The organism is Nocardioides ungokensis, assembly GCF_013466985.1.
In the GTDB taxonomy this organism is placed as follows: Bacteria; Actinomycetota; Actinomycetes; order Propionibacteriales; family Nocardioidaceae; genus Nocardioides; species Nocardioides ungokensis.
Genome location: NZ_CP059164.1, coordinates 3,049,010 through 3,067,444 on the forward strand (window position 1 = coordinate 3,049,010; position 18,435 = coordinate 3,067,444).

Here is an 18,435-nt window from a genome sequence, read left to right on the forward strand (position 1 = left end):
CGACAGTCCGGCCCGCGCACGGCCCGAATCGGCGTGTCGCGGTCCGGGAGGCGCGCCCCGGAGTCAGCTCAGCAGGCCCACCAGGGCCGCCGCGGGATGGCTGCGGGCCCCCGCGCGCGTCACGTCGGCGGCGACCTCCTGGTCGCTGCTGACCACGACGACCACCCGGCCGGGCGGCTCGGCGGCCACCAGGTCGCGGATCACGTCGTCGGCGATGACGCCCTCCGGGCTGAACACGACCTTCACCCCACGGGGTGCCGGGGCCACGGTGCGCGCGGAAGCCGCCGCGGCGTCGAAGACCACGGTCGTCTCGACACCGAGCCGGGCCACCAGCGGCGCCAGCCCGCCCAGCAGCCGGATCCGCTGGGCCTCCAGCGACGAGGTCGGCCAGGCGGTCTTGCTGACGTTGTAGCCGTCGACGATCAGCCGGGCGCGGGGCATGCCGAGCACGCGTTCCAGCGCAGCCGGGGACGCCGTACCCGACGCCCCCGCCGCGCGCGCCTCGGCGACCTGCGCCAGGGCGTTCTCGACGCGGTCCCCCGGCGCACCGTCCGCACCGGGCAGGGCCAGCTCGCGGCGCAGCCCGGAGGCGGCGTCGATGACGGTGTCGAGGAGCAGCCGGGCGCGCAGGGTGACCTCGTCGCGGTCCGAGCGGGCCGCGCGCCGGTCGGCCGCGGCCTCGGCCTCCAGCTGGGCGACCCGGTCCCGCAGCCTGCGCAGCTCCTTGTCCTGCCCGGCCGACCGCCCCGCCTCCTGGGCGCGGACCTCCTCCAGCAGACGCTCCTGCTCCGCCGCGGAGTCGCGGGAGGCGCGCTCCGCGGCCCGCGACTCCCCCAGCTTGCGACGCAGCGAGGCGTTCTCCGCCTTGTACTCCTCGGCCTGCGCCCGGCTCCGGGTCCGCAGGTCGCGCAGGGCCTGCTCGGCGTCGGCGAGCTTGTCGCGCAGCCGGGCCAGCTCCGCGGCCTCCCGCTCCGCCACCTCGGGGCGCTCGTGCAGGCGCTCGGAGGCGGCGCGCACGACGTCCTCCCAGCCCTCGGGCCGGCTCAGCCAGGCCACCGCCGCGAGCTCGACGGCGTCGCCCGGCTCGCCGGCTGCTTCCGGCTCGAGCGCGGCGACGTCGTACGACGTGCGGGCGGCGACCTGTGTGCCGACCCGCTCGCGAAACTCCTCGTCGGACTCCAGGGCGGACGAGATGGCCGCCGCACCGAGCCGGGCGCGGCGCTGCGGGGCGAAGCCGGCCACCCCGCGCAGGGCGGGGGGCAGGCGCACCACGTCGGGGAGCACGTCGGCGGTCAGGGTCACGACGCGGGTGCGCACGGCACCGGGCAACCCGCCGAGCGTGAGCGGGGGCTGGGACACGGCGGTCAACGTCAGCCGCCCGCCGGCTCGTCGACGGCCTCGGCGCGCGCGACGACCTCGACGGCGTCGTCGCGACCGCACCAGCGGCAGACCACCGCGGCCACCGACTCCGCCTCGACCACGATCTCCTCGACCCGGTGCTCACCGGAGAGGTCGAAGTGCCAGAACTCGCGCGTCCGCCGGGTGCGCGTGACGTCGAAGCGCGTGAGGTTGCCGCAGCCGGAGCAGCGCCAGCGGTGGCCTGCGTCGGGGATCGCGGTACTCACGGGGCTCCTGTCGGGTCAGGTGTCAGTGCTCTCACGACTCTAGTCCGCGCGGCGCGTCCGGATTGTCGGCGCTCGCCTCTAGCGTCGACGACATGAGCAGCGCCGTTCAGGGTGCGCCTTCCCGGTGGGAGTCGCAACGCAGTTTCGACGAGCTGGGGCGGCCCCTGCGCGACATCACGTTCTGCGTCGTCGACCTGGAGACCACGGGCGGGTCGGCGCAGGCCGGGTCGATGATCACCGAGATCGGGGCCGTGAAGGTGCGCGGCGGGGAGGTCCTCGGCGAGTTCCAGACCCTGGTCAACCCGCGCACCGAGATCCCCGCCTTCATCGCGGTCCTGACCGGGATCAGCAACACGATGGTCGCCGACGCGCCCGCCATCGAGTCGGCGCTGCCGGCGTTCCTGGAGTTCGCCGCGGGGACCGTGCTGGTCGCCCACAACGCGCCGTTCGACGTGGGGTTCCTCAAGCACTTCGCCGAGCAGCAGGGGCGGCCGTGGCCGCGCTTCGAGGTGCTCGACACCGCCCGGCTCGCCCGTCGGGTGATCACCCGCGACGACGCCCCCAACTGCAAGCTCTCCTCGCTGGCCCGGGTGTTCAACTCCGCGACGACGCCCAACCACCGGGCCCTCTCCGACGCGCGAGCCACCGTCGACGTGCTGCACGGCCTGATGGAGCGGCTGGGCGGCCTGGGCGTGCACACGCTGGAGGAGCTGCAGACCTTCTCCTCCCGGGTCACCACGGCGCAGCGCAAGAAGCGGCACCTCGCCGAGGCGCTCCCCCACTCGCCCGGCGTCTACCTCTTCCGCGACGACCGGTCCCGGGTCCTCTACGTCGGCACCTCCCGCGACCTGCGCACCCGGGTCCGCTCCTACTTCACCGCCTCCGAGACGCGCTCGCGGATGGGCGAGATGGTCGGGCTGGCCTCGACCGTCGATGGGATCGAGTGCGCCACCGCCCTCGAGGCCGAGGTGCGCGAGCTGCGGCTCATCGCCGAGCACCGGCCCCGCTACAACCGGCGCTCCCGCAACCCCACCAAGGTCCACTTCCTCAAGCTGACACGCGAGCCGTGGCCGCGGCTGTCGCTGGTGCGGCGGGTGCTCGACGACGAGGCCGACTACCTGGGCCCCTTCTCGTCGAGGAAGACGGCCGAGAAGTGCCTGGCCGCCCTCCACGACACCTTTCCGGTGCGGCAGTGCTCCGACCGGCTGTCGCGGGAGCCGTCGCGCGCGCCCTGCGTCCTCGCCGAAATGGGTCGCTGTCTCTCGCCGTGTGACGGCAGCGTGGACGCCACCACGTACGCCGCGGTGGTGCGGCAGCTGCGCGACACCCTGCTGCGCCGCCCCGACGAGGTGGTGGAGTCGATCAACGCCCGGATGGCCGCGCTGGCGGCCGACGAGCGGTTCGAGGAGGCGGGCCTCCACCGCGACCGGCTGTCGGCGTTCGTGCGGGCCGCCGCCCGCACCCAGCGGCTCTCCGCGCTCACCCGGTGCCCCGAGGTGGTGGCGGCGCGCCGCGAGGACGACGGGCGCTGGGCCGTCCACGTGGTCCGCTTCGGCCGCCTCGCGGCGGCCGGCGCCATCCCGCCCGGGGCCGACGCCCACCAGTTCGTCGCCGAGCTGAGGGCCAGCGCCGAGACCGTCGCCGGCGCCCCCGGCCCGGTGCCCGCGGCGACCGCGGAGGAGACGGAGAAGATCCTGCGCTGGCTGGAGTCCGACGGGATCCGCCTCGTCGAGGTCGACGGCGAGTGGACCTGCCCGGTCGCGGGCGCCACCCGACACCTCGCGGTGCACGACGCGGTCAACCAGTCCCGGCTGTCCCTGGTCCCCTTCGACGACCGTCGCGGGCTCGCGCCCGTGCACCAGCCGGTGCGGTAGCAGCGCCCCGACGATGCCCTAACCTGTCCCCGTGATCACCGCCATCGTCTTCGTCAAGGCCGACGTCGCTCGCATCCCCGAGGTCGCTGAGGGCATCGCGGCCCTCGAGGGAGTCAGCGAGGTCTACTCGGTGACGGGCCAGATCGACCTGATCGCGCTGGTCCGGGTGCGCAACCACGAGGACGTCGCAAGCGTGGTCGCCGACAAGCTCAACAAGGTTCCCGGCGTCACCTCGACCGAGACCCACATCGCCTTCCGGGCCTACTCGCGCCACGACCTCGAGTCGGCGTTCTCGCTCGGCCTCGACTGACCGGTGGCCTGGCTCGGTGACCACTGGCTCGACGCCCTCGGTTGGGGCGGGAGCGCCCTACTGGTCTTCTCCCTGCTGCAGGCACGGGTGTTGCGGTTCCGCACGCTCAACCTGGTCGCCTGCCTGATCCTGATCGTCTTCAACGCGCTGATCGGCGTGTGGCCGATGGTCGGCATGAACGCCGTGCTGTCGGTGATCAACGTCTGGTTCATCGTGCGCCTGGTCGGCCAGCGCCACGACGAGGCCACCTTCACCGTGGTCGAGGTCGGCGCGGACGACGAGTACCTCCGCCACGTGCTCCGCGTGCACGGGGCAGACATCCTGCGGTTCCAGCCCGACTTCCTGTGGGACCCCCCGACGAGACGGGCCACGCCTTCGTCGTCCTGCGCGGCGACGAGACCGTCGGGGTGGTGCTGCTGCGCGCGGAGGGCGACGTGGCCCGGGTCGTGCTCGACTACGTCACGCCGCGGTTCCGGGACTTCTCCCCCGGCGAGTTCGTGTGGCGCCGCAGCAACGTGCTGCGCGACGACGGGTTCACGCGTGTGGTCACGCCGCCACAGATGGTCGGCGCCTACTACGACCGCCTCGGCTTCCGCCCCGAGGGAGGGTCCTGGGTCCTGGACCTGTGAGGGTCACGGAGTTGATCCGGGTCAGCGGCGCCGCACGGTGATGGTGGGCGGGACCGCGAGGCTCTGGCCCACCACGCAGTAGCGCTCGGTGGCCCTCGCGAGCTTGTCCAGGGTCTCCTCGTCCGCGGTCGTGTCGACCTCGACGACCAGGTCGATCGGGCCGAGCCCGACCGGCACCGAACGGTCCAGCCCGAGGGTGCCGCGCGCGTCGAAGGTGCTCGCGGCCGTCACTCTGGCCTCTCCGACCTCCACCCCGTACGCCGTCGCGACGCTGCGGAAGGTCACCCCGGCGCAGGCCACCAGCGCCTCGAGCAGCAGGTCGCCCGAGCAGGCGTCGGACCCGTCGCCGCCGGTGGCACGGTGCAGTCCCGACCGGACGGGTCCGCCCCAGCCGTCGACCGTGCAGGTGATCCGGTCGTCGCGGAAGTCACCCGAGGCGCTCAGCGGGACCTGCGCGGCATCCGGGTCGGCCCGGTAGCGCTCCTTCAGGGGCGCCTGGACCAGGCGCAACGCTGTGGCATCCATGCCCCGATCCGAGCACACGATCCCCCGGGCGGGGAAGGGTCAGCCGGCCGTCGCCGCGACCCACCGGTCGAGGGCCTGCCGCGCGGCGCCGGAGTCGATCGACTCGCGGGCCCGCTCCAGCCCCGCGGCCAGCGCCTCGTCCACCGGCGCCGCCGGCTCGCCGTGCACCGCAAGCGCGGCGCCAGCGTTGAGGAGCACCGCGTCGCGCACGGCGCCGGTCTCGCCCTCGAGGAGCCGGCGCACCACGCCCGCGTTGTACGCCGCGTCGTCCCCGCGCAGCGCCTCGGACGTGCTCAGCTCCATCCCGTGGGCGCGCGGGTCGACGGTCGCAGTGGTGACCTCGCCGTCGCGGACCACCCACACGGAGGAGGTCGTCGTGGTGGTGAGCTCGTCGAGCCCGTCGTCGCCGCGGAACACCCACGCGTCGACGCCCCGACGCGCGAAGACCCCGGCCATCACCGGCGCCATCCGCAGGTCGGCGCAGCCGATCGCCTGCGCCTGCGGGCGGGCGGGGTTGGTCAGCGGCCCGAGGAAGTTGAAGGTCGTCCCGATGCCGAGCTCGCGGCGCGGGACGGCGGCGTAGCGCATGGCGGGGTGGAAGGCGGCGGAGAAGCAGAACGTGATGCCGGCCTCCTCGGCCACGGTGGCCACCCGCTCCGTGGGCAGGTCGAGGCGGATGCCGAGCGCCTCCAGGACGTCGGCCGAGCCGGACTTCGACGAGGCGGAGCGGTTGCCGTGCTTCACGACGCGGGCTCCGGCTCCGGCAGCGACCAAGGCGGCCATCGTGGAGATGTGTTGACCGACATCGAGCGGTCCATGCCGGTCCCCACGATGTCGAGCAGGCGGCCGGGCACCGAGATGGGGGCCGCCAGCGCGAGCATCGTCGACGCCAGGCCGGAGACCTCGTCGATCGTCTCGCCCTTGGCACGCAGGGCGACCGCGAACCCGGCGATCTGGGCAGGGGTGGCGTCACCGGCGAGGATCTCCCCCATCGCCCAGCCAGCCTGCTCCGCACTGAGGTCGCCGCCCTCCACGAGGGTGCCGAGGACCCCGGCCAGCTGGGCGACGCGGCCGTCATCGACGCGCTCCCCGGGCCGCGAGCGGCGTCATCAGGTGGTGGCGGGCACGCGCGAGCGCAGCAGGGTCACCACGGTCTCGGCGAGCTGGATGGGGTCGATCGGGTGCGGCACCGCGGCCTCGGCCCGCGACCAGGTCGCCAGCCACGCGTCCTGGGGCCGACCGGTCAGCACCACGACGGGCGGGCACCGGTAGATCTCGTCCTTGAGCTGCTTGGCGATCCCCATGCCTCCGGCCGGGACGGCCTCCCCGTCGAGGATCGCGAGGTCGATGGAGCCCGCGTCCATGTTGGAGATCACGACCGGCTCGGTCGCCACCTCGACGTACTCCACCTCCGGGAGGTCCGGGTGCGGGCGGCGGCCGAGGGCGAGGATGACCTGCTGGCGGGTGTTGACGTCGTCGCTGTAGACGAGCACCCTCAGCGGCGCGGTCCGGGTCGAGGTCGAGTCGTTCACGGCGGCGATGCTACCGGTCGCCACCGGCCGTCTCGGGGCTGGCCGCGCCCGCGGCGGCCGCCCGGGCCGCCGCCCGTGCCTCGAGCAAGTCCAGCCGCCGGTCCTCACGGGCGGCCTCCTTCATCGACGACCGCACCCACTGCGCGAAGAGCACCCCGAAGAACACCAGGCCGATCAGGTCGCCCGAGCCCCAGAGGATCCCGCCGGCCAGGTGCTGGTCGGCCAGCGGGTCGGGCAGCCAGCCGGCCATCGGGCCGTGGTGCAGCGACGGGTACCAGTCGTGGCCGATGAGGGAGTCCTGGCTCATGATCGCGACGCCGAGGAAGGCGTGGAACGGCAGCGTCAGGACCACGAGCAGCATCCGGGCCGGGTAGCCCACCCGGCCGGGCACCGGGTCGATGCCCATGAGCGGCCAGAAGAAGAGCGACCCGACGAGCACCAGGTGCAGGTGCATCATCTCGTGGACGTACGACGAGTGCAGCGAGGCGTCGTACCAGCCCGAGAAGTAGAGAGCCCAGGGTGAGACCACGTAGAGGGCGAGCGTCAGCGGCGGGAAGGACAGCACCTTCGCCGCCCGCGAGTGCAGGACGACGAGCAGCCAGGCCCGGGGGCGGGCCGGGAGCGTGCGCAGCGCGAGCGTGACCGGTGCTCCGAGCGCGAGGGCCAGCGGGACCAGCATCGAGAGGATCATGTGCTGAACCATGTGGACGCTCAGCAGCGTCAGGTCGTAGGCACCCAGCCCGGAGGCCGTCGCGAAGTAGAACGCCCCCATCCCGACCCCCACGAAGGACACGGTCCGGCCCAGCGGCCAGCGGTCCCCACGGCGGTGCAGCGTGCGCACGCCGAGCAGGTAGAGGCCGGCCACCCAGACCGTGATCACGAAGGGGATCGGCTCCAGCGACCACTCCGTCACGACCCTGCCCAGGGTGAACCGCGGAAGGGTCGCCACGGCGTCCCAGGACTGCACGAACGAGGACACCAGCACGTTGTGAAGAATATGACGCAGCAACAGGAGGGGGGTGGGGTGCCCTCCTCGACGGGTCACGACATAATGGCGCCCGTGGCGACAGCAACTACCGCGATTCCGGCATCCCGACTGCACGGGCACCACGACCGGCCGAGCATGGTCAGCGTCGGGACGATCATCTGGCTCTCGAGCGAGCTGATGTTCTTCGCGGCCCTGTTCGCGTCGTACTTCACGATCCGCTCGGTGAGCCCGGACCTGTGGTCGGCCAACACCGAGAAGCTCAACGTCCCGTTCGCGGCGGTCAACACCACGATCCTGGTGCTGTCCTCGCTGACCTGCCAGCTCGGCGTCTTCGCGGCCGAGCGCGGCCAGGTCGGTCGCACCGGCCGGGTCTTCAACGTCAAGGGCTGGGGCCTGCGCGAGTGGTTCGTGCTCACCTACGTGATGGGTGCGGTGTTCATCGGTGGCCAGGCCACCGAGTACGCCTCGCTGGTCAAGGAGGGCGTCACGATCCAGGACTCGGCCTACGGCACCATGTTCTACCTCACCACCGGCTTCCACGGCCTCCACGTCACCGGCGGCCTCATCGCGTTCCTGTTCGTGATCGGACGCACGTTCATGGCGCGCAGGTTCACCCACGAGCAGGCGGTCAGCGCGATCGTCGTCTCCTACTACTGGCACTTCGTCGACGTCGTGTGGATCGGTCTGTTCGCGACCATCTACCTGATCCAGTAGCTCCGAACCACTGATGACGTCGGACCCCACCAGGACTCCCAGCAAGGACTCAATGTGCGTCTCCTGAACCGCTCCGCCGGTCGACTCTCACGCCATCGCCGCGGACCGCTCGCCGGGCTCGTGGTGGTGCTGCTCGGGCTGATGATGACCGGCTCCCTGTACGCCGCGTTCGCGCCCGCCCAGGCTGACCAGACCCAGAGCTCCACCGACCAGGTCGCGGCCGGTCGCCAGCTCTTCCTCGTCGGCTGCGCCTTCTGCCACGGGCAGAACGGCGAGGGCGTGCGGACCGAGAACGGCAACCAGATCGGCCCCTCGCTCGTCGGTGTCGGCGCCGCGGCGGTCGACTTCCAGGTCGGCACCGGCCGCATGCCGATGGCCCAGCCCGGCGCGCAGGCGCCGCGCAAGAAGCCGGTCTACAACGACGAGGAGATCGCCCAGCTCGCGGCGTACGTCGCCTCGCTCGGTCCCGGCCCGTCCGTGCCCACCGCGAGCGACTACAGCACCGCGGGCATGAGCGACGAGGAGCGCCAGGCCGCGATCGTCCGTGGTGGCCAGATCTTCCTCACCAACTGCACCGCCTGCCACAACTTCGAGGGCTCCGGCGGCGCCATGCCCGCGGTGGCTACGCGCCCAAGATCCGCGGCGTCGACCCCAAGTACATCTACGAGGCCATGCTGACCGGCCCCAGGCCATGGACAGCTTCTCCAACGGAGACCTCTCCCCCGAGGAGAAGCGTGACGTCATCGCCTACCTCGGCTCCCTCAACGAGGCGCCCGGCTACGGCGGCTTCGGCCTCGGCGGCCTCGGCCCCGTGAGCGAGGGCCTGTTCGCGTGGCTCGTGGGCCTCGGCTCCCTGGTCGGCTTCGCCGTCTGGATCGCCGCCCACACCACGCGCTCGACCAAGAAGAAGGTGGAAGCGTGAGCGACCAGAACTCCCACGACGACCTCGTCCCCTCGACGTTCGAGGACGAGCCGATCGCCAACCCTGGTCTCCCGCCGCACGTCTGGCGTCCGACCGACGTCGACCCGAAGGCCGAGAAGCGTGCCGAGCGCCAGGTCGCTGCGATGTTCGGGCTCTCGATCCTCTGCGCGATCCTGTTCATGGTCTCCTACTTCGCCTTCCACGTCGGCAGCGACTGGAACACGATCGGCGGCCTCGGCGCCTCCAACGTCGCGCTGGGAGTCTTCCTCGGCGGTGCGCTGCTCTTCATCGGCATCGGCATCATCCAGTGGGCGCGCAAGCTCATGGGCGACCAGGAGATCGTCGAGTACCGCCACCCCGCCAGGTCCCCCGACGAGGACCGCGAGGCGACCCTCGCCGCGCTGAACGCCGGCCTCGAGGAGTCCGGCATCGGCCGCCGGCCACTGGTCCGCAACACGCTGCTGGGCGCCGTGGGGATCCTCGCCCTGCCCGCGATCGTGATGCTGCGCGACCTCGGCCCGCTGCCCGGCGACAAGCTGAACCACACCATCTGGCGCCGGGGCATGCGCGTGGTCCGCGACGTCGTCGGCACCCCGATCAAGGTCTCCGACCTCGAGCTCGGCGACCTCGTGAACGCCCTCCCGGAGGCGCTGTTCCCCACCCAGGAGAACGGCTACCCGGAGATCGAGGGCGTCGAGCTGCAGCAGCAGAAGGTCAAGGCCGCGGTGATCCTCAACCGCATGCTGCCCGAGGAGATCGTCTCCGAGCAGACGCTCAACTGGTCGGTCAACGGCATCGTCTGCTACTCCAAGATCTGCACCCACGTGGGCTGCCCGATCTCGCTGAACGAGCGGACGACCCACCACCTGCTCTGCCCCTGCCACCAGTCGACCTTCGACCTGACCGACTCCGGCAAGGTGATCTTCGGGCCCGCCGGCCACGCCCTTCCACAACTGCCGCTGGCAGTGGATAGTGATGGCTACCTGATCGCCCAGAGTGACTTCACCGAACCCGTGGGACCGAGTTTCTGGGAGCGTGACCCGTCGTGAGCATCGACACCAGCAAGGTGGCCGCGAGCAACACCACCACCGCCGCCACCGCCAAGAAGCCGAGCAAGGCCGGCGCCGCAGCGGCCTGGGCGGACGACCGCCTCGGCCTGGCCACCGCCATGAAGAAGAACCTGCGCAAGGTCTTCCCCGACCACTGGTCGTTCATGCTCGGTGAGATCGCGCTGTGGAGCTTCGTCGTGCTCCTGCTCTCCGGCGTGTTCCTGACCCTGTGGTTCACCCCGAGCATGGGTGAGGTCACCTACCAGGGCTCCTACGACCCGCTGCGCGGCGTGACGGTCTCCGAGGCCTACAACTCGGCCCTCAAGCTGTCCTTCGACGTGCGCGGCGGCCTGCTCATGCGCCAGATGCACCACTGGGCCGCGATGGTCTTCATCGCCGCGATGATGATCCACCTGCTGCGCGTCTACTTCACGGGTGCGTTCCGCAAGCCCCGCGAGCTCAACTGGGTCATCGGCTGCCTGCTGCTCCTGGGCACCCTCGAGGGCTTCACCGGCTACTCGCTGCCCGACGATCTGCTCTCCGGCACCGGTATCCGCGCCGCGGACGGCTTCATGAAGTCGATCCCGCTGGTTGGCAGCTACCTGTCGTTCTTCCTCTTCGATGGCGAGTTCCCGGGTGATGCGATCATCCCGCGCCTCTTCACCATCCACGTGCTGCTGATCCCGGGCCTCCTGCTGGCCCTGATCGCCGCCCACATGCTGCTGCTCGTCTACCACAAGCACACGCAGTGGCCCGGCCCCGGCCGCACCGAGCAGAACGTCGTCGGCTTCCCGATGCTGCCCGTGTACGCCGCCAAGGCCGGCGGGTTCTTCTTCATCGTCTTCGGCGTCACCGCGCTCATGGGTGGCCTGCTGTCGATCAACCCGGTGTGGAAGTTCGGCCCCTACGACCCGACCAAGGTGACCGCGGGCTCCCAGCCCGACTGGTACATGGGCTGGCCCGACGGCGCGCTGCGGATCATGCCCGGCTGGGAGTTCGGGATCTTCGGCCACACGTTCCCGTTCAACGTCTTCCTGCCGATCATCGTGCTGCCCGGCCTGATGTTCACCATCCTGCTGATGCTGCCGTTCATCGAGTCCTGGGTCACCGGTGACAAGCGCGACCACCACCTGCTGGAGCGGCCGCGCAACGCCCCGACCCGGACTGCCGTGATGGTCTCGCTGATGACCTTCTACGGCCTGATGTGGGCGGCCGGCGGCAACGACATCATCGCCATCAAGCTGCACGCCAGCATCAACCAGATCACGTACTTCATGCGTGCTGCGGTCTTCATCGGCCCTGCGATCGCGTTCTTCATCACGCGCCGCTGGTGCATCTCGCTCCAGCGTCACGACAACGAGACGCTGCTGCACGGCTACGAGACCGGCATCATCATGCGGTCCCCCGAGGGCGGCTACAGCGAGCGGCACCTGCCGATCTCCGACGCCCGGGCCTACACGATGACGGCTCGCCAGCGCGACGAGGTCCCGGCCCTGGAGGCCGAGACGGATGCCAACGGCGTCCCGACCCCCGGCTCGCGGAGCGCCAAGGTCAAGTCCAAGCTGCAGACGCTGATGTACGCCGACAACGTGCAGAAGCCGACCCAGGAGGAGCTCGAGGAGGCGCACCACCACGTCGAGCACGAGAACGAGCTCCAGGCCGGCCTCGACCACGCGGCCGACGGGCACCAGTTCGACGGACACCACCTCGTCGACGAGGAGCACCTCCGCTCGCACTGAGCCAGACGCACCACACACACGACGGCCCGCCCGGACCCCGGTCCCGGCGGGCCGTCGTCGTTTCCACCCGGTCCGTGGCGACGCAGGAATCCCCGGCTGACCGGGTACTCCTTTGGTTGTCAGCCAGCTCTCCGGCCGACAACCACCAGACCCGGCCGACAACCCCCCGGCCTCGGCTGCCGTACGTCGCAGGACTCCCCGGCTGACCGGGTACTCCTACGCCGGTCAGCCAGCACTACGGCCGAGACCACCAGACGTCTGGCCGACAAGCGGGCCCCGGATCGCCCGTGACTGTGTTCCCGGCGCCACATGCGTGGGCGGCTGCATGGCGCCCCTGGACCGCCGGGAGGCTCGTGCCCCTCCCCCGGAGGGGCACAGACCCGGCGTGCGATCCAGCGGGCACGCCCGCAACCGGTCAGAGCCGGACCCGAGTGCTGTCCCATCACGGGTACGAGCGAGACGGTGAGCTCACAACCGACCCCACCACCGAACCGTCGCCCACGCACCACCTGCGCGGCCAGAGGGCGCGGTCGACCGTGCCGGGCCGGCCGGGCCGAGGTGAAGGCTCGGGTCAGTGGAGGGCGGAGCCGGCGCGGTAGGTCGCGAACGACTCGTTCCAGTCGCCGTACCCGTTGGTGAGCGTCATCGGCCGGTCGGTGCCGGTGTACTGGACGACGTCACCGCGCAGCGACATGTTGTAGAGCCAGTGCGCGTTCTCCGTGCTCATGCCGGTGCAGCCGTGGGAGACGTTGGAGTGTCCCTGGTCGGCCACCGACCACGGTGCCGCGTGGAGGAACTCACCGGAGTAGGTCACGCGCATGGCGTACTTCACGTCGCCGATGTTGTAGTAGTCCGGGCTGTTCTTCTTGATCCCGATGGTCTCGGAGTTCATCCGCTTCGAGGCGAACTTCTCGATGATCACCTTCGTGCCGGAGCGGGTGGTGAAGCCCGGCTTCCCGGTCGTGATCGGGACCGTGCGCAGGAGCTTGCCGTTGGAGAAGACCTGCATCTGGTCGCTCTGGGCGTTCACCTTGTAGATGTGGGCGTCACCGATGTGGAAGTCGACCTGTCGGCTCTCCTGGCCGTAGATGCCCGCGCCTGCCGGGACCGAGTTGACGTCCACGTTCACGGAGACGTCGGAGCCGGCCTTCCAGTAGGTCTTCGGGCGCCAGTGCACCTCGGTGTCGCTGATCCAGTGCCACGAGCCCGCCTGGCGGGGCGTGGCCGTGACCGACATGTGCTTCTCGATCGAGGCCTTGTCGGTGACGGGGACGTCGAAGGTGACGATGACGGGCATCCCCACTCCCACGGTCTCGCCGTTCAGCGGGGCCACGGACGCGAAGGTCTGCTGGTCGAGGGTGAGGTTCTGGGTGTGGAAGCGCGAGAGCTTCGTGACCTGCTTGCCGTCGCTCCGGGTGGCGGTGGCTCGCACGAGGTAGTCCATACCGGGCTCGAGGCGACCGCTGGCCACCCAGCGGTGGCTGGGGCCGATCTTGCCGGCGAGGGGCCCGGCCTTGGACCCGACCTTCACCGAGTCCAGCTGGCCGCCACGGGCCGACACCTTGATCACCTGGTCGACGGGGACCGCCTTGGCACCGGGACCGACGCTGGTCTTCAGCACGACCGGGTCCGGCGCCGGGGCGCTGGAGGAGGGACTACCGGGGTCCGCAGACGACGAGTCCGAGCCCGGGGAATCCGTCTGGCAGGCCGCCAGGGCCAGGCTCGCGAGGACCAGGGTCGTCGCACCGGCCAGGCCACGGCGCAGGCGCCCGCCCTGCAGGCGGGTGCGGAAACGACTCTTGGACATGCAGGGACTCCCCCGTGAAGACGGATCGGACGGCGCTACCAGCGTAACCGCTGACCCCGCAAACCACGGATCCCGCGCGGCGTGTGAACGCTCACGCGGGACCCGGCGGGGCGGGAGTGGCTCTAGTGAGCGTGCTCGCCGCGGTAGTACTCGAAGATCCATCCGGACAGCGCCAGGGCGCCCAGGGCGACCCCGATGATGAACAGCCACCAGGCACCGGCCGCGACGCCGAAGACGCACACGCCCAGGGTGGCGCCGCACCACAGCGGCCACCAGGAGTACGGCGGGAAGAAGCCCAGCTCGCCGGCTCCGTCGGCGATCTCGGCGTCCTTGCGGTCCTCCGGACGGGGGTCCATCTTGTTGGCGTGGAAGCCGAGGTACATCGTGACCATCGCCGAGAGCAGCGTGGTCATGGTGAGGGCGGAGGTGCCCGTCCAGTCACCCGCGATGAGCCAGTACGCCGGGCTCACCAGGACGAAGAAGACGGTGCAGATACCGAAGATCCAGGCCTCGGACTTCATCAGGCGTTCCCCTCCCCCGGGTTGCGGGGATCGGTGTCGGTGCCGTGCACGTGCTCGTGGCGACCTTCCATGTCCGGCGCGTCGGCGAGGTCACCTTCGCGGGCGGCCTCGTTCTGCTCGAGCTCGATCGCCGCCACCTCGGGGTGGTGCAGGTCGAAGGCGGGCGACTCCGAGCGGATCCGCGGGATCGTCACGAAGTTGTGGCGCGGCGGCGGGCACGACGTGGCCCACTCCAGGGAGCGGCCCCAGCCCCACGGGTCGTCGGTCTCGACCAGGGGTGCCCGGCGCGAGATGTAGACGTTGTAGAGGAACGGCAGCGTGGAGCTGGCCAGCAGGAAGGCGCCGACGGTGGACACCTGGTTGAGCGTGGTGAACCCGTCCTGGGGCAGGTAGTCGGCGTAGCGCCGGGGCATGCCCTCGACACCCAGCCAGTGCTGCACCAGGAACGTCGTGTGGAAGCCGACGAACAGCAGCCAGAAGTGCAGCTTGCCGAGGCGCTCGTCGAGCATCCGGCCGGTCATCTTCGGCCACCAGTAGTAGAAGCCGGCGAACATCGCGAACACCACCGTGCCGAACACCACGTAGTGGAAGTGGGCGACCACGAAGTAGGAGTCCGAGACGTGGAAGTCCAGCGGCGGGCTGGCCAGGATGATGCCGGTCAGGCCACCGAAGAGGAACGTCGTGAGGAAGCCGACCGACCACAGCATCGGTGTGTCGAACGAGATGGACCCGCCCCACATCGTGCCGATCCAGTTGAAGAACTTCACACCGGTCGGCACCGCGATCAGGAACGTCATGCCGGAGAAGAACGGCAGGTCCACGGCGCCGGTGACGAACATGTGGTGCGCCCAGACGGCGACCGAGAGGATCGCGATGCCGAGCGTGGCCCCGACCAGGCCGACGTAGCCGAAGATCGGCTTGCGGCTGAACACCGGGAGGATCTCGGTCACGATGCCGAAGAACGGCAGCGCGATGATGTAGACCTCCGGGTGGCCGAAGAACCAGAACAGGTGCTGCCACAAGATGGCGCCGCCGTGGGCCGCGTCGAAGACGTGGGCACCGAGCTGGCGATCGGCCTCGAGCGAGAGCAGCGCGCCGGCGAGCACCGGGAAGGCGATGAGCACCAGGAGGCTGGTGACCAGGGTGTTCCAGACGAAGATCGGCATCCGGAACATGGTCATGCCGGGCGCGCGCATGCAGATGATCGTGGTGATGAAGTTGACCGCACCCAGGATCGTGCCCAGACCGGCCATCCACAGGCCCATGATCCACAGGTCGCCACCCACACCCGGCGACCGGACGGCGTCCGAGAGCGGCGTGTAGGCGAACCAGCCGAAGTCGGCCGCACCCTGCGGGGTGAGGAAGCCCGAGGCGGCGATCAGGCCGCCGAAGAGGAACAGCCAGTAGCTGAACATGTTCAGGCGCGGGAACGCGACGTCCGGCGACCCGATCTGGAGCGGCATGATCACGTTGCCGAACCCGAAGAACAGCGGCGTCGCGAACAGCAGCAGCATGATCGTGCCGTGCATCGTGAAGAGCTGGTTGTAGAGCTCGTCGTTGACGATCTGCATGCCCGGGTAGGCCAGCTCCGACCGGATCAGCAGCGCCATGACGCCACCGACGAGGAACCACGCGAACGAGGTCCCGAGGTAGAGCTTGCCGATCAGCTTGTGATCGGTGGTGGTGAGCACCCGGACGACCTGCTGGCCAAGGGTCTTGCGACCAGTGACGGTCGTCGGGTGTGCAGCTGTCGCGGTCACTGCGCGCCTCCGTCGGACTCGGTGCCGGACCCCAGTCCGGCCTGGGTGTAGGCGTCAGACCCACCGATCAGCGGCAGCTGGGACTCGTGGCCCGCGGCCTGGAGGTCCGAGATGTACTTCTGGTAATCGGCTTCGCTGACGACCTTGACCTTGAAGAGCATCCGCGAGTGGTAGACACCGCAGAGCTCGTAGCACTTGCCCTCGTAGTCGCCGATGCGGGTGGGCGTGATCTCGTAGTGGTTCACCCGCCCCGGGATGATGTCCATCTTCATCAGGAACCCGGGGATGCCGAAGTCGTGGATCACGTCCGGCGAGTGCAGGTTGAACCGCGTCACCTGGTGGACCGGCAGGACCAGCGTCGGGATGTAGGAGCCGGTGCCCCCGTCGTAGACGTAGTCCGAGTACGGGTACTTCTGGTCGGCCGGGTCGTCGTTGGCCGCCGCGTCCATGGGGCCGACGCCGTAGTTGAAGGTCCACGACCACTGCTGCCCGGTGACCTCGATGGTGTTGTCCACCGGGAGGCTGTCGTCCAGGACCTCGTTCTGCACCTGGACGGTGTGCTGGAAGAAGACGATCACCATGATGATGGGGGCGATCGTGTAGAAGATCTCGAGCGGCAGGTTGTAGCGCGTCTGGATCGGGATCTCATCGTCGCTGCGGCGGTAGTACCGGAAGCAGACGTAGAAGATGAGCGCCCACACGATGGCGCCGGTGATCAGCGCGGCGATCCAGGCTCCCTGCCAGAGCCGGAGGATGTGTACCCCCTGCTCGGACGCGGGGTCCGGCATGGCCAGCCGCTTCCACTCGCCCTCGGTCTCTGATGAGCAGCTGCTGAGCAGCAACAGGCTGGTGCCCAGCGCGGCCAGCAGGGCCACCCGGCGCAGGTTCCCGGCCGCACGCTTGGGGAGTTGCAGACCCACGAACGAGCCTCTCTCTCAACGATCACGGATAGGCCGAACACTAGCGGAATGGCACCCTGCGTGATCCCCCGGGGCACCCCCGCCGGAGCACCCGTCGTGTCGACTAGGTTCGGGGTGTGACAAATGCCTCGGGGACGTCCGGGCCCGGTCCGGGGCCGGTCTCCCCCGCCTACCTCGACTCGGCCTCGTCCGAGCCGCTGCACCCCGCCGCCCGCGAGATCCTGCTCGCTGCGCTCGACCAGGGGTACGCCGACCCGCGCCGCCTGCACGGGCCGGCCCGGTCGGCGCGGCTGATGCTGGACAACGCGCGGGAGGTCGTCGCCGGGTGCCTGGGCGTGCGGCGCGACGAGGTCACCTTCACCGCCTCCGGTACCGACGCCGTCCACCGCGGGCTGCTCGGCCTCCTGGCGGCCCGGCCGCAGGGTGGCGGCACCGTCGTCGCGTCGGCCGTCGAGCACTCGGCCGTCCTGCACGCCACGGAGTGGGTGGCCGGACGGGGTGTCACCACGACGCTGGTCCCGGTCGACCGTCTGGGCCGGGTCTCCGTCGACGACGTCGTCGAGGCCGCCTCCGCCGGCGGGGTGTCCGCCGTGGCGGTGCAGGCGGCCAACCACGAGGTGGGGACGCTCCAGCCGGTGGCCGAGATCGGCGGCCGTCTGGACGGCGTACCCCTCTTCGTCGACGCCTGCGCCTCGGCCGGCCGGCTGCCGCTGCCCGCAGGCTGGTCGACGGCCGCCGCCTCGGCGCACAAGTGGGGCGGGCCCGCCGGGGTGGGTGTCCTGCTGGTGCGCAAGGGGGTGCGGTGGCAGAGCCCGTTCCCCGGCGACGACCGGGTCGACGAGCGGGCCAGCGGTTTCGAGAACGTCCCGGCAGCGCTGGCCGCGGCAGCCGCCCTGCAGGCCGTGGTCGCGGAGAGGGAGGAGTTGGGGGCGAGGCAGTCGGCCCTCGTGGACCGGATCCGGCAGCGAGTGGCCCGGATCCCCGACGTCGAGGTGGTCGGCGACCCCGGCGACCGGCTCCCCCACCTGGTGACCTTCTCCTGCCTCTACGTCGACGGCGAGGCGCTGGTCACCGAGCTCGACCGACGCGGCTTCGGGGTGGCGAGCGGGTCGGCCTGCACCGCCTCGACCCTGGAGCCCAGCCACGTGCTCGCGGCGATGGGCGTGCTCACGCACGGGAACGTGCGGGTCTCGCTGACCCGGGACACCACCGAGGCCGAGGTGGAGGGGTTCCTGGCGGCGCTGCCCGAGGTCGTGCGCGGGATCCGCGCCGAGGTGGGTCTCTAGTGGACGCCGACCTCGAGCTCGACTGCCGCGGGATGCTCTGCCCGATGCCGGTCATCGAGCTGGGCCGGCGCCTCGCGGAGGTGCCGATCGGCGGCACCGTCGCGGTGCTCGCCACGGACGTCGCGGCCCGGGCGGACGTCCCGGCCTGGTGCCGGATGCGCGGGCAGGAGTACGTCGGCGAGGACACCGCCGACGACGGCACCCCGCGCTACGTCGTGCGCCGGACCAGCTGAC

The 18,435-nt window shown here is 70.8% G+C and carries 20 protein-coding genes and 1 pseudogene; 9 read left to right on the forward strand and 12 right to left on the reverse strand.

Annotated features, from left to right (window positions below; all coding sequences use genetic code 11):
- Window positions 1–63: 63 nt before the first annotated feature.
- Window positions 64–1,359, reverse strand: coding sequence for an NYN domain-containing protein (locus H0S67_RS15035; RefSeq protein ID WP_180933708.1), 1,296 nt, complete (start codon window positions 1,357–1,359; stop codon window positions 64–66).
- 11 nt (window positions 1,360–1,370) lie between these two features.
- Window positions 1,371–1,625 carry a hypothetical protein gene (locus H0S67_RS15040; protein WP_180933709.1) on the reverse strand — a complete coding sequence of 85 codons (255 nt, stop codon included), beginning with the start codon at window positions 1,623–1,625 and terminating at the stop codon, window positions 1,371–1,373.
- A 92-nt stretch (window positions 1,626–1,717) separates the two neighbouring features.
- Here H0S67_RS15040 and H0S67_RS15045 point away from each other — a divergent pair, with 92 nt between their 5' ends.
- Window positions 1,718–3,499 (forward strand): DEDD exonuclease domain-containing protein, encoded by a 1,782-nt coding sequence (locus tag H0S67_RS15045; protein WP_180933710.1) that lies wholly within the window; start codon window positions 1,718–1,720, stop codon window positions 3,497–3,499.
- A gap of 31 nt (window positions 3,500–3,530) precedes the next feature.
- Window positions 3,531–3,809 (forward strand): Lrp/AsnC family transcriptional regulator, encoded by a 279-nt coding sequence (locus H0S67_RS15050; protein ID WP_180933711.1) that lies wholly within the window; start codon window positions 3,531–3,533, stop codon window positions 3,807–3,809.
- A 57-nt stretch (window positions 3,810–3,866) separates the two neighbouring features.
- Here H0S67_RS15050 and H0S67_RS25510 read toward each other — a convergent pair whose 3' ends face one another.
- A complete protein-coding gene (locus H0S67_RS25510) occupies window positions 3,867–4,118 on the reverse strand; it encodes a hypothetical protein (protein ID WP_246354766.1) in 252 nt (83 codons plus the stop codon).
- A 35-nt stretch (window positions 4,119–4,153) separates the two neighbouring features.
- Between H0S67_RS25510 and H0S67_RS25515 the strand changes: the two genes are divergently transcribed.
- A complete protein-coding gene (locus H0S67_RS25515) occupies window positions 4,154–4,438 on the forward strand; it encodes a hypothetical protein (RefSeq protein WP_246354767.1) in 285 nt (94 codons plus the stop codon).
- 21 nt (window positions 4,439–4,459) lie between these two features.
- On the opposite strand, the gene H0S67_RS15060 is transcribed toward H0S67_RS25515, so the two are convergent.
- The 5 genes from H0S67_RS15060 to H0S67_RS15075 form a co-directional block, all read right to left on the reverse strand.
- Window positions 4,460–4,963 (reverse strand): OsmC family protein, encoded by a 504-nt coding sequence (locus H0S67_RS15060; protein WP_180933712.1) that lies wholly within the window; start codon window positions 4,961–4,963, stop codon window positions 4,460–4,462.
- 39 nt (window positions 4,964–5,002) lie between these two features.
- A complete protein-coding gene (trpD, locus tag H0S67_RS15065) occupies window positions 5,003–5,746 on the reverse strand; it encodes an anthranilate phosphoribosyltransferase (RefSeq protein WP_425489818.1) in 744 nt (247 codons plus the stop codon).
- Window positions 5,704–5,955, reverse strand: a complete 252-nt coding sequence (locus H0S67_RS28275) for a hypothetical protein (protein WP_425489819.1) — start codon at window positions 5,953–5,955, stop codon at window positions 5,704–5,706. The genes trpD and H0S67_RS28275 overlap by 43 nt, the downstream gene beginning before the upstream one ends.
- Window positions 5,956–6,072: 117 nt before the next feature.
- Window positions 6,073–6,495 carry an Rv3143 family two-component system response regulator gene (locus tag H0S67_RS15070; RefSeq protein ID WP_180933713.1) on the reverse strand — a complete coding sequence of 141 codons (423 nt, stop codon included), beginning with the start codon at window positions 6,493–6,495 and terminating at the stop codon, window positions 6,073–6,075.
- A 10-nt stretch (window positions 6,496–6,505) separates the two neighbouring features.
- Window positions 6,506–7,480, reverse strand: a complete 975-nt coding sequence (locus H0S67_RS15075) for a cytochrome c oxidase assembly protein (protein ID WP_246354768.1) — start codon at window positions 7,478–7,480, stop codon at window positions 6,506–6,508.
- A gap of 66 nt (window positions 7,481–7,546) precedes the next feature.
- Here H0S67_RS15075 and ctaE point away from each other — a divergent pair, with 66 nt between their 5' ends.
- The 4 genes and pseudogenes from ctaE to qcrB all read left to right on the forward strand — a co-directional run bounded on the left by ctaE (window position 7,547) and on the right by qcrB (window position 11,907).
- On the forward strand, window positions 7,547–8,197 hold the full coding sequence (ctaE, locus tag H0S67_RS15080; RefSeq protein ID WP_180933714.1) for an aa3-type cytochrome oxidase subunit III: 651 nt from the start codon (window positions 7,547–7,549) through the stop codon (window positions 8,195–8,197).
- A 54-nt stretch (window positions 8,198–8,251) separates the two neighbouring features.
- A pseudogene (gene qcrC / locus H0S67_RS15085) lies at window positions 8,252–9,119 on the forward strand (cytochrome bc1 complex diheme cytochrome c subunit).
- Entirely contained in the window at window positions 9,116–10,168 is a 1,053-nt protein-coding gene (qcrA, locus tag H0S67_RS15090) for a cytochrome bc1 complex Rieske iron-sulfur subunit (protein WP_180933715.1), read from the forward strand. The pseudogene qcrC and the gene qcrA overlap by 4 nt, the downstream one beginning before the upstream one ends.
- A complete protein-coding gene (gene qcrB, locus H0S67_RS15095) occupies window positions 10,165–11,907 on the forward strand; it encodes a cytochrome bc1 complex cytochrome b subunit (RefSeq protein WP_246354769.1) in 1,743 nt (580 codons plus the stop codon). Before qcrA ends, qcrB begins: the two co-directional genes overlap by 4 nt.
- Window positions 11,908–12,478: 571 nt before the next feature.
- Here qcrB and H0S67_RS15100 read toward each other — a convergent pair.
- From H0S67_RS15100 to ctaC, 4 genes are all read right to left on the reverse strand, one after another.
- On the reverse strand, window positions 12,479–13,714 hold the full coding sequence (locus H0S67_RS15100) for a L,D-transpeptidase (protein WP_180933716.1): 1,236 nt from the start codon (window positions 13,712–13,714) through the stop codon (window positions 12,479–12,481).
- Window positions 13,715–13,836: 122 nt separating this feature from the next.
- Window positions 13,837–14,235 carry a cytochrome c oxidase subunit 4 gene (locus H0S67_RS15105; protein WP_180933717.1) on the reverse strand — a complete coding sequence of 133 codons (399 nt, stop codon included), beginning with the start codon at window positions 14,233–14,235 and terminating at the stop codon, window positions 13,837–13,839.
- Complete coding sequence (ctaD, locus tag H0S67_RS15110) at window positions 14,235–15,995, reverse strand: aa3-type cytochrome oxidase subunit I (protein WP_180933718.1); 1,761 nt, start codon at window positions 15,993–15,995, stop codon at window positions 14,235–14,237. The genes H0S67_RS15105 and ctaD overlap by 1 nt, the downstream gene beginning before the upstream one ends.
- Entirely contained in the window at window positions 15,992–16,915 is a 924-nt protein-coding gene (ctaC, locus tag H0S67_RS15115; RefSeq protein ID WP_180933719.1) for an aa3-type cytochrome oxidase subunit II, read from the reverse strand. The genes ctaD and ctaC overlap by 4 nt, the downstream gene beginning before the upstream one ends.
- Window positions 16,916–17,031: 116 nt before the next feature.
- Between ctaC and H0S67_RS15120 the strand changes: the two genes are divergently transcribed.
- On the forward strand, window positions 17,032–18,201 hold the full coding sequence (locus H0S67_RS15120) for a cysteine desulfurase family protein (RefSeq protein WP_180933720.1): 1,170 nt from the start codon (window positions 17,032–17,034) through the stop codon (window positions 18,199–18,201).
- Window positions 18,201–18,434: a sulfurtransferase TusA family protein gene (locus tag H0S67_RS15125; protein WP_246354770.1), complete on the forward strand. Its 234-nt coding sequence runs from the start codon at window positions 18,201–18,203 to the stop codon at window positions 18,432–18,434. Before H0S67_RS15120 ends, H0S67_RS15125 begins: the two co-directional genes overlap by 1 nt.
- The last annotated feature ends 1 nt before the right edge of the window (window position 18,435 follow it).

Excerpts from the sequence above, each read along its gene's own strand:
- H0S67_RS15060 (WP_180933712.1), bottom strand. The coding sequence starts at position 4,963 with ATGGATGCCACAGCGTTGCGCCTGGTCCAGGCGCCCCTGAAGGAGCGC.
- H0S67_RS28275 (WP_425489819.1), bottom strand. The coding sequence starts at position 5,955 with ATGGGGGAGATCCTCGCCGGTGACGCCACCCCTGCCCAGATCGCCGGG.
- H0S67_RS15105 (WP_180933717.1), bottom strand. The coding sequence starts at position 14,235 with ATGAAGTCCGAGGCCTGGATCTTCGGTATCTGCACCGTCTTCTTCGTC.
- H0S67_RS15100 (WP_180933716.1), bottom strand. The coding sequence starts at position 13,714 with ATGTCCAAGAGTCGTTTCCGCACCCGCCTGCAGGGCGGGCGCCTGCGC.
- H0S67_RS15045 (WP_180933710.1), top strand. The coding sequence starts at position 1,718 with ATGAGCAGCGCCGTTCAGGGTGCGCCTTCCCGGTGGGAGTCGCAACGC.
- ctaE (WP_180933714.1), top strand. The coding sequence starts at position 7,547 with ATGGCGCCCGTGGCGACAGCAACTACCGCGATTCCGGCATCCCGACTG.
- trpD (WP_425489818.1), bottom strand. The coding sequence starts at position 5,746 with ATGGCCGCCTTGGTCGCTGCCGGAGCCGGAGCCCGCGTCGTGAAGCAC.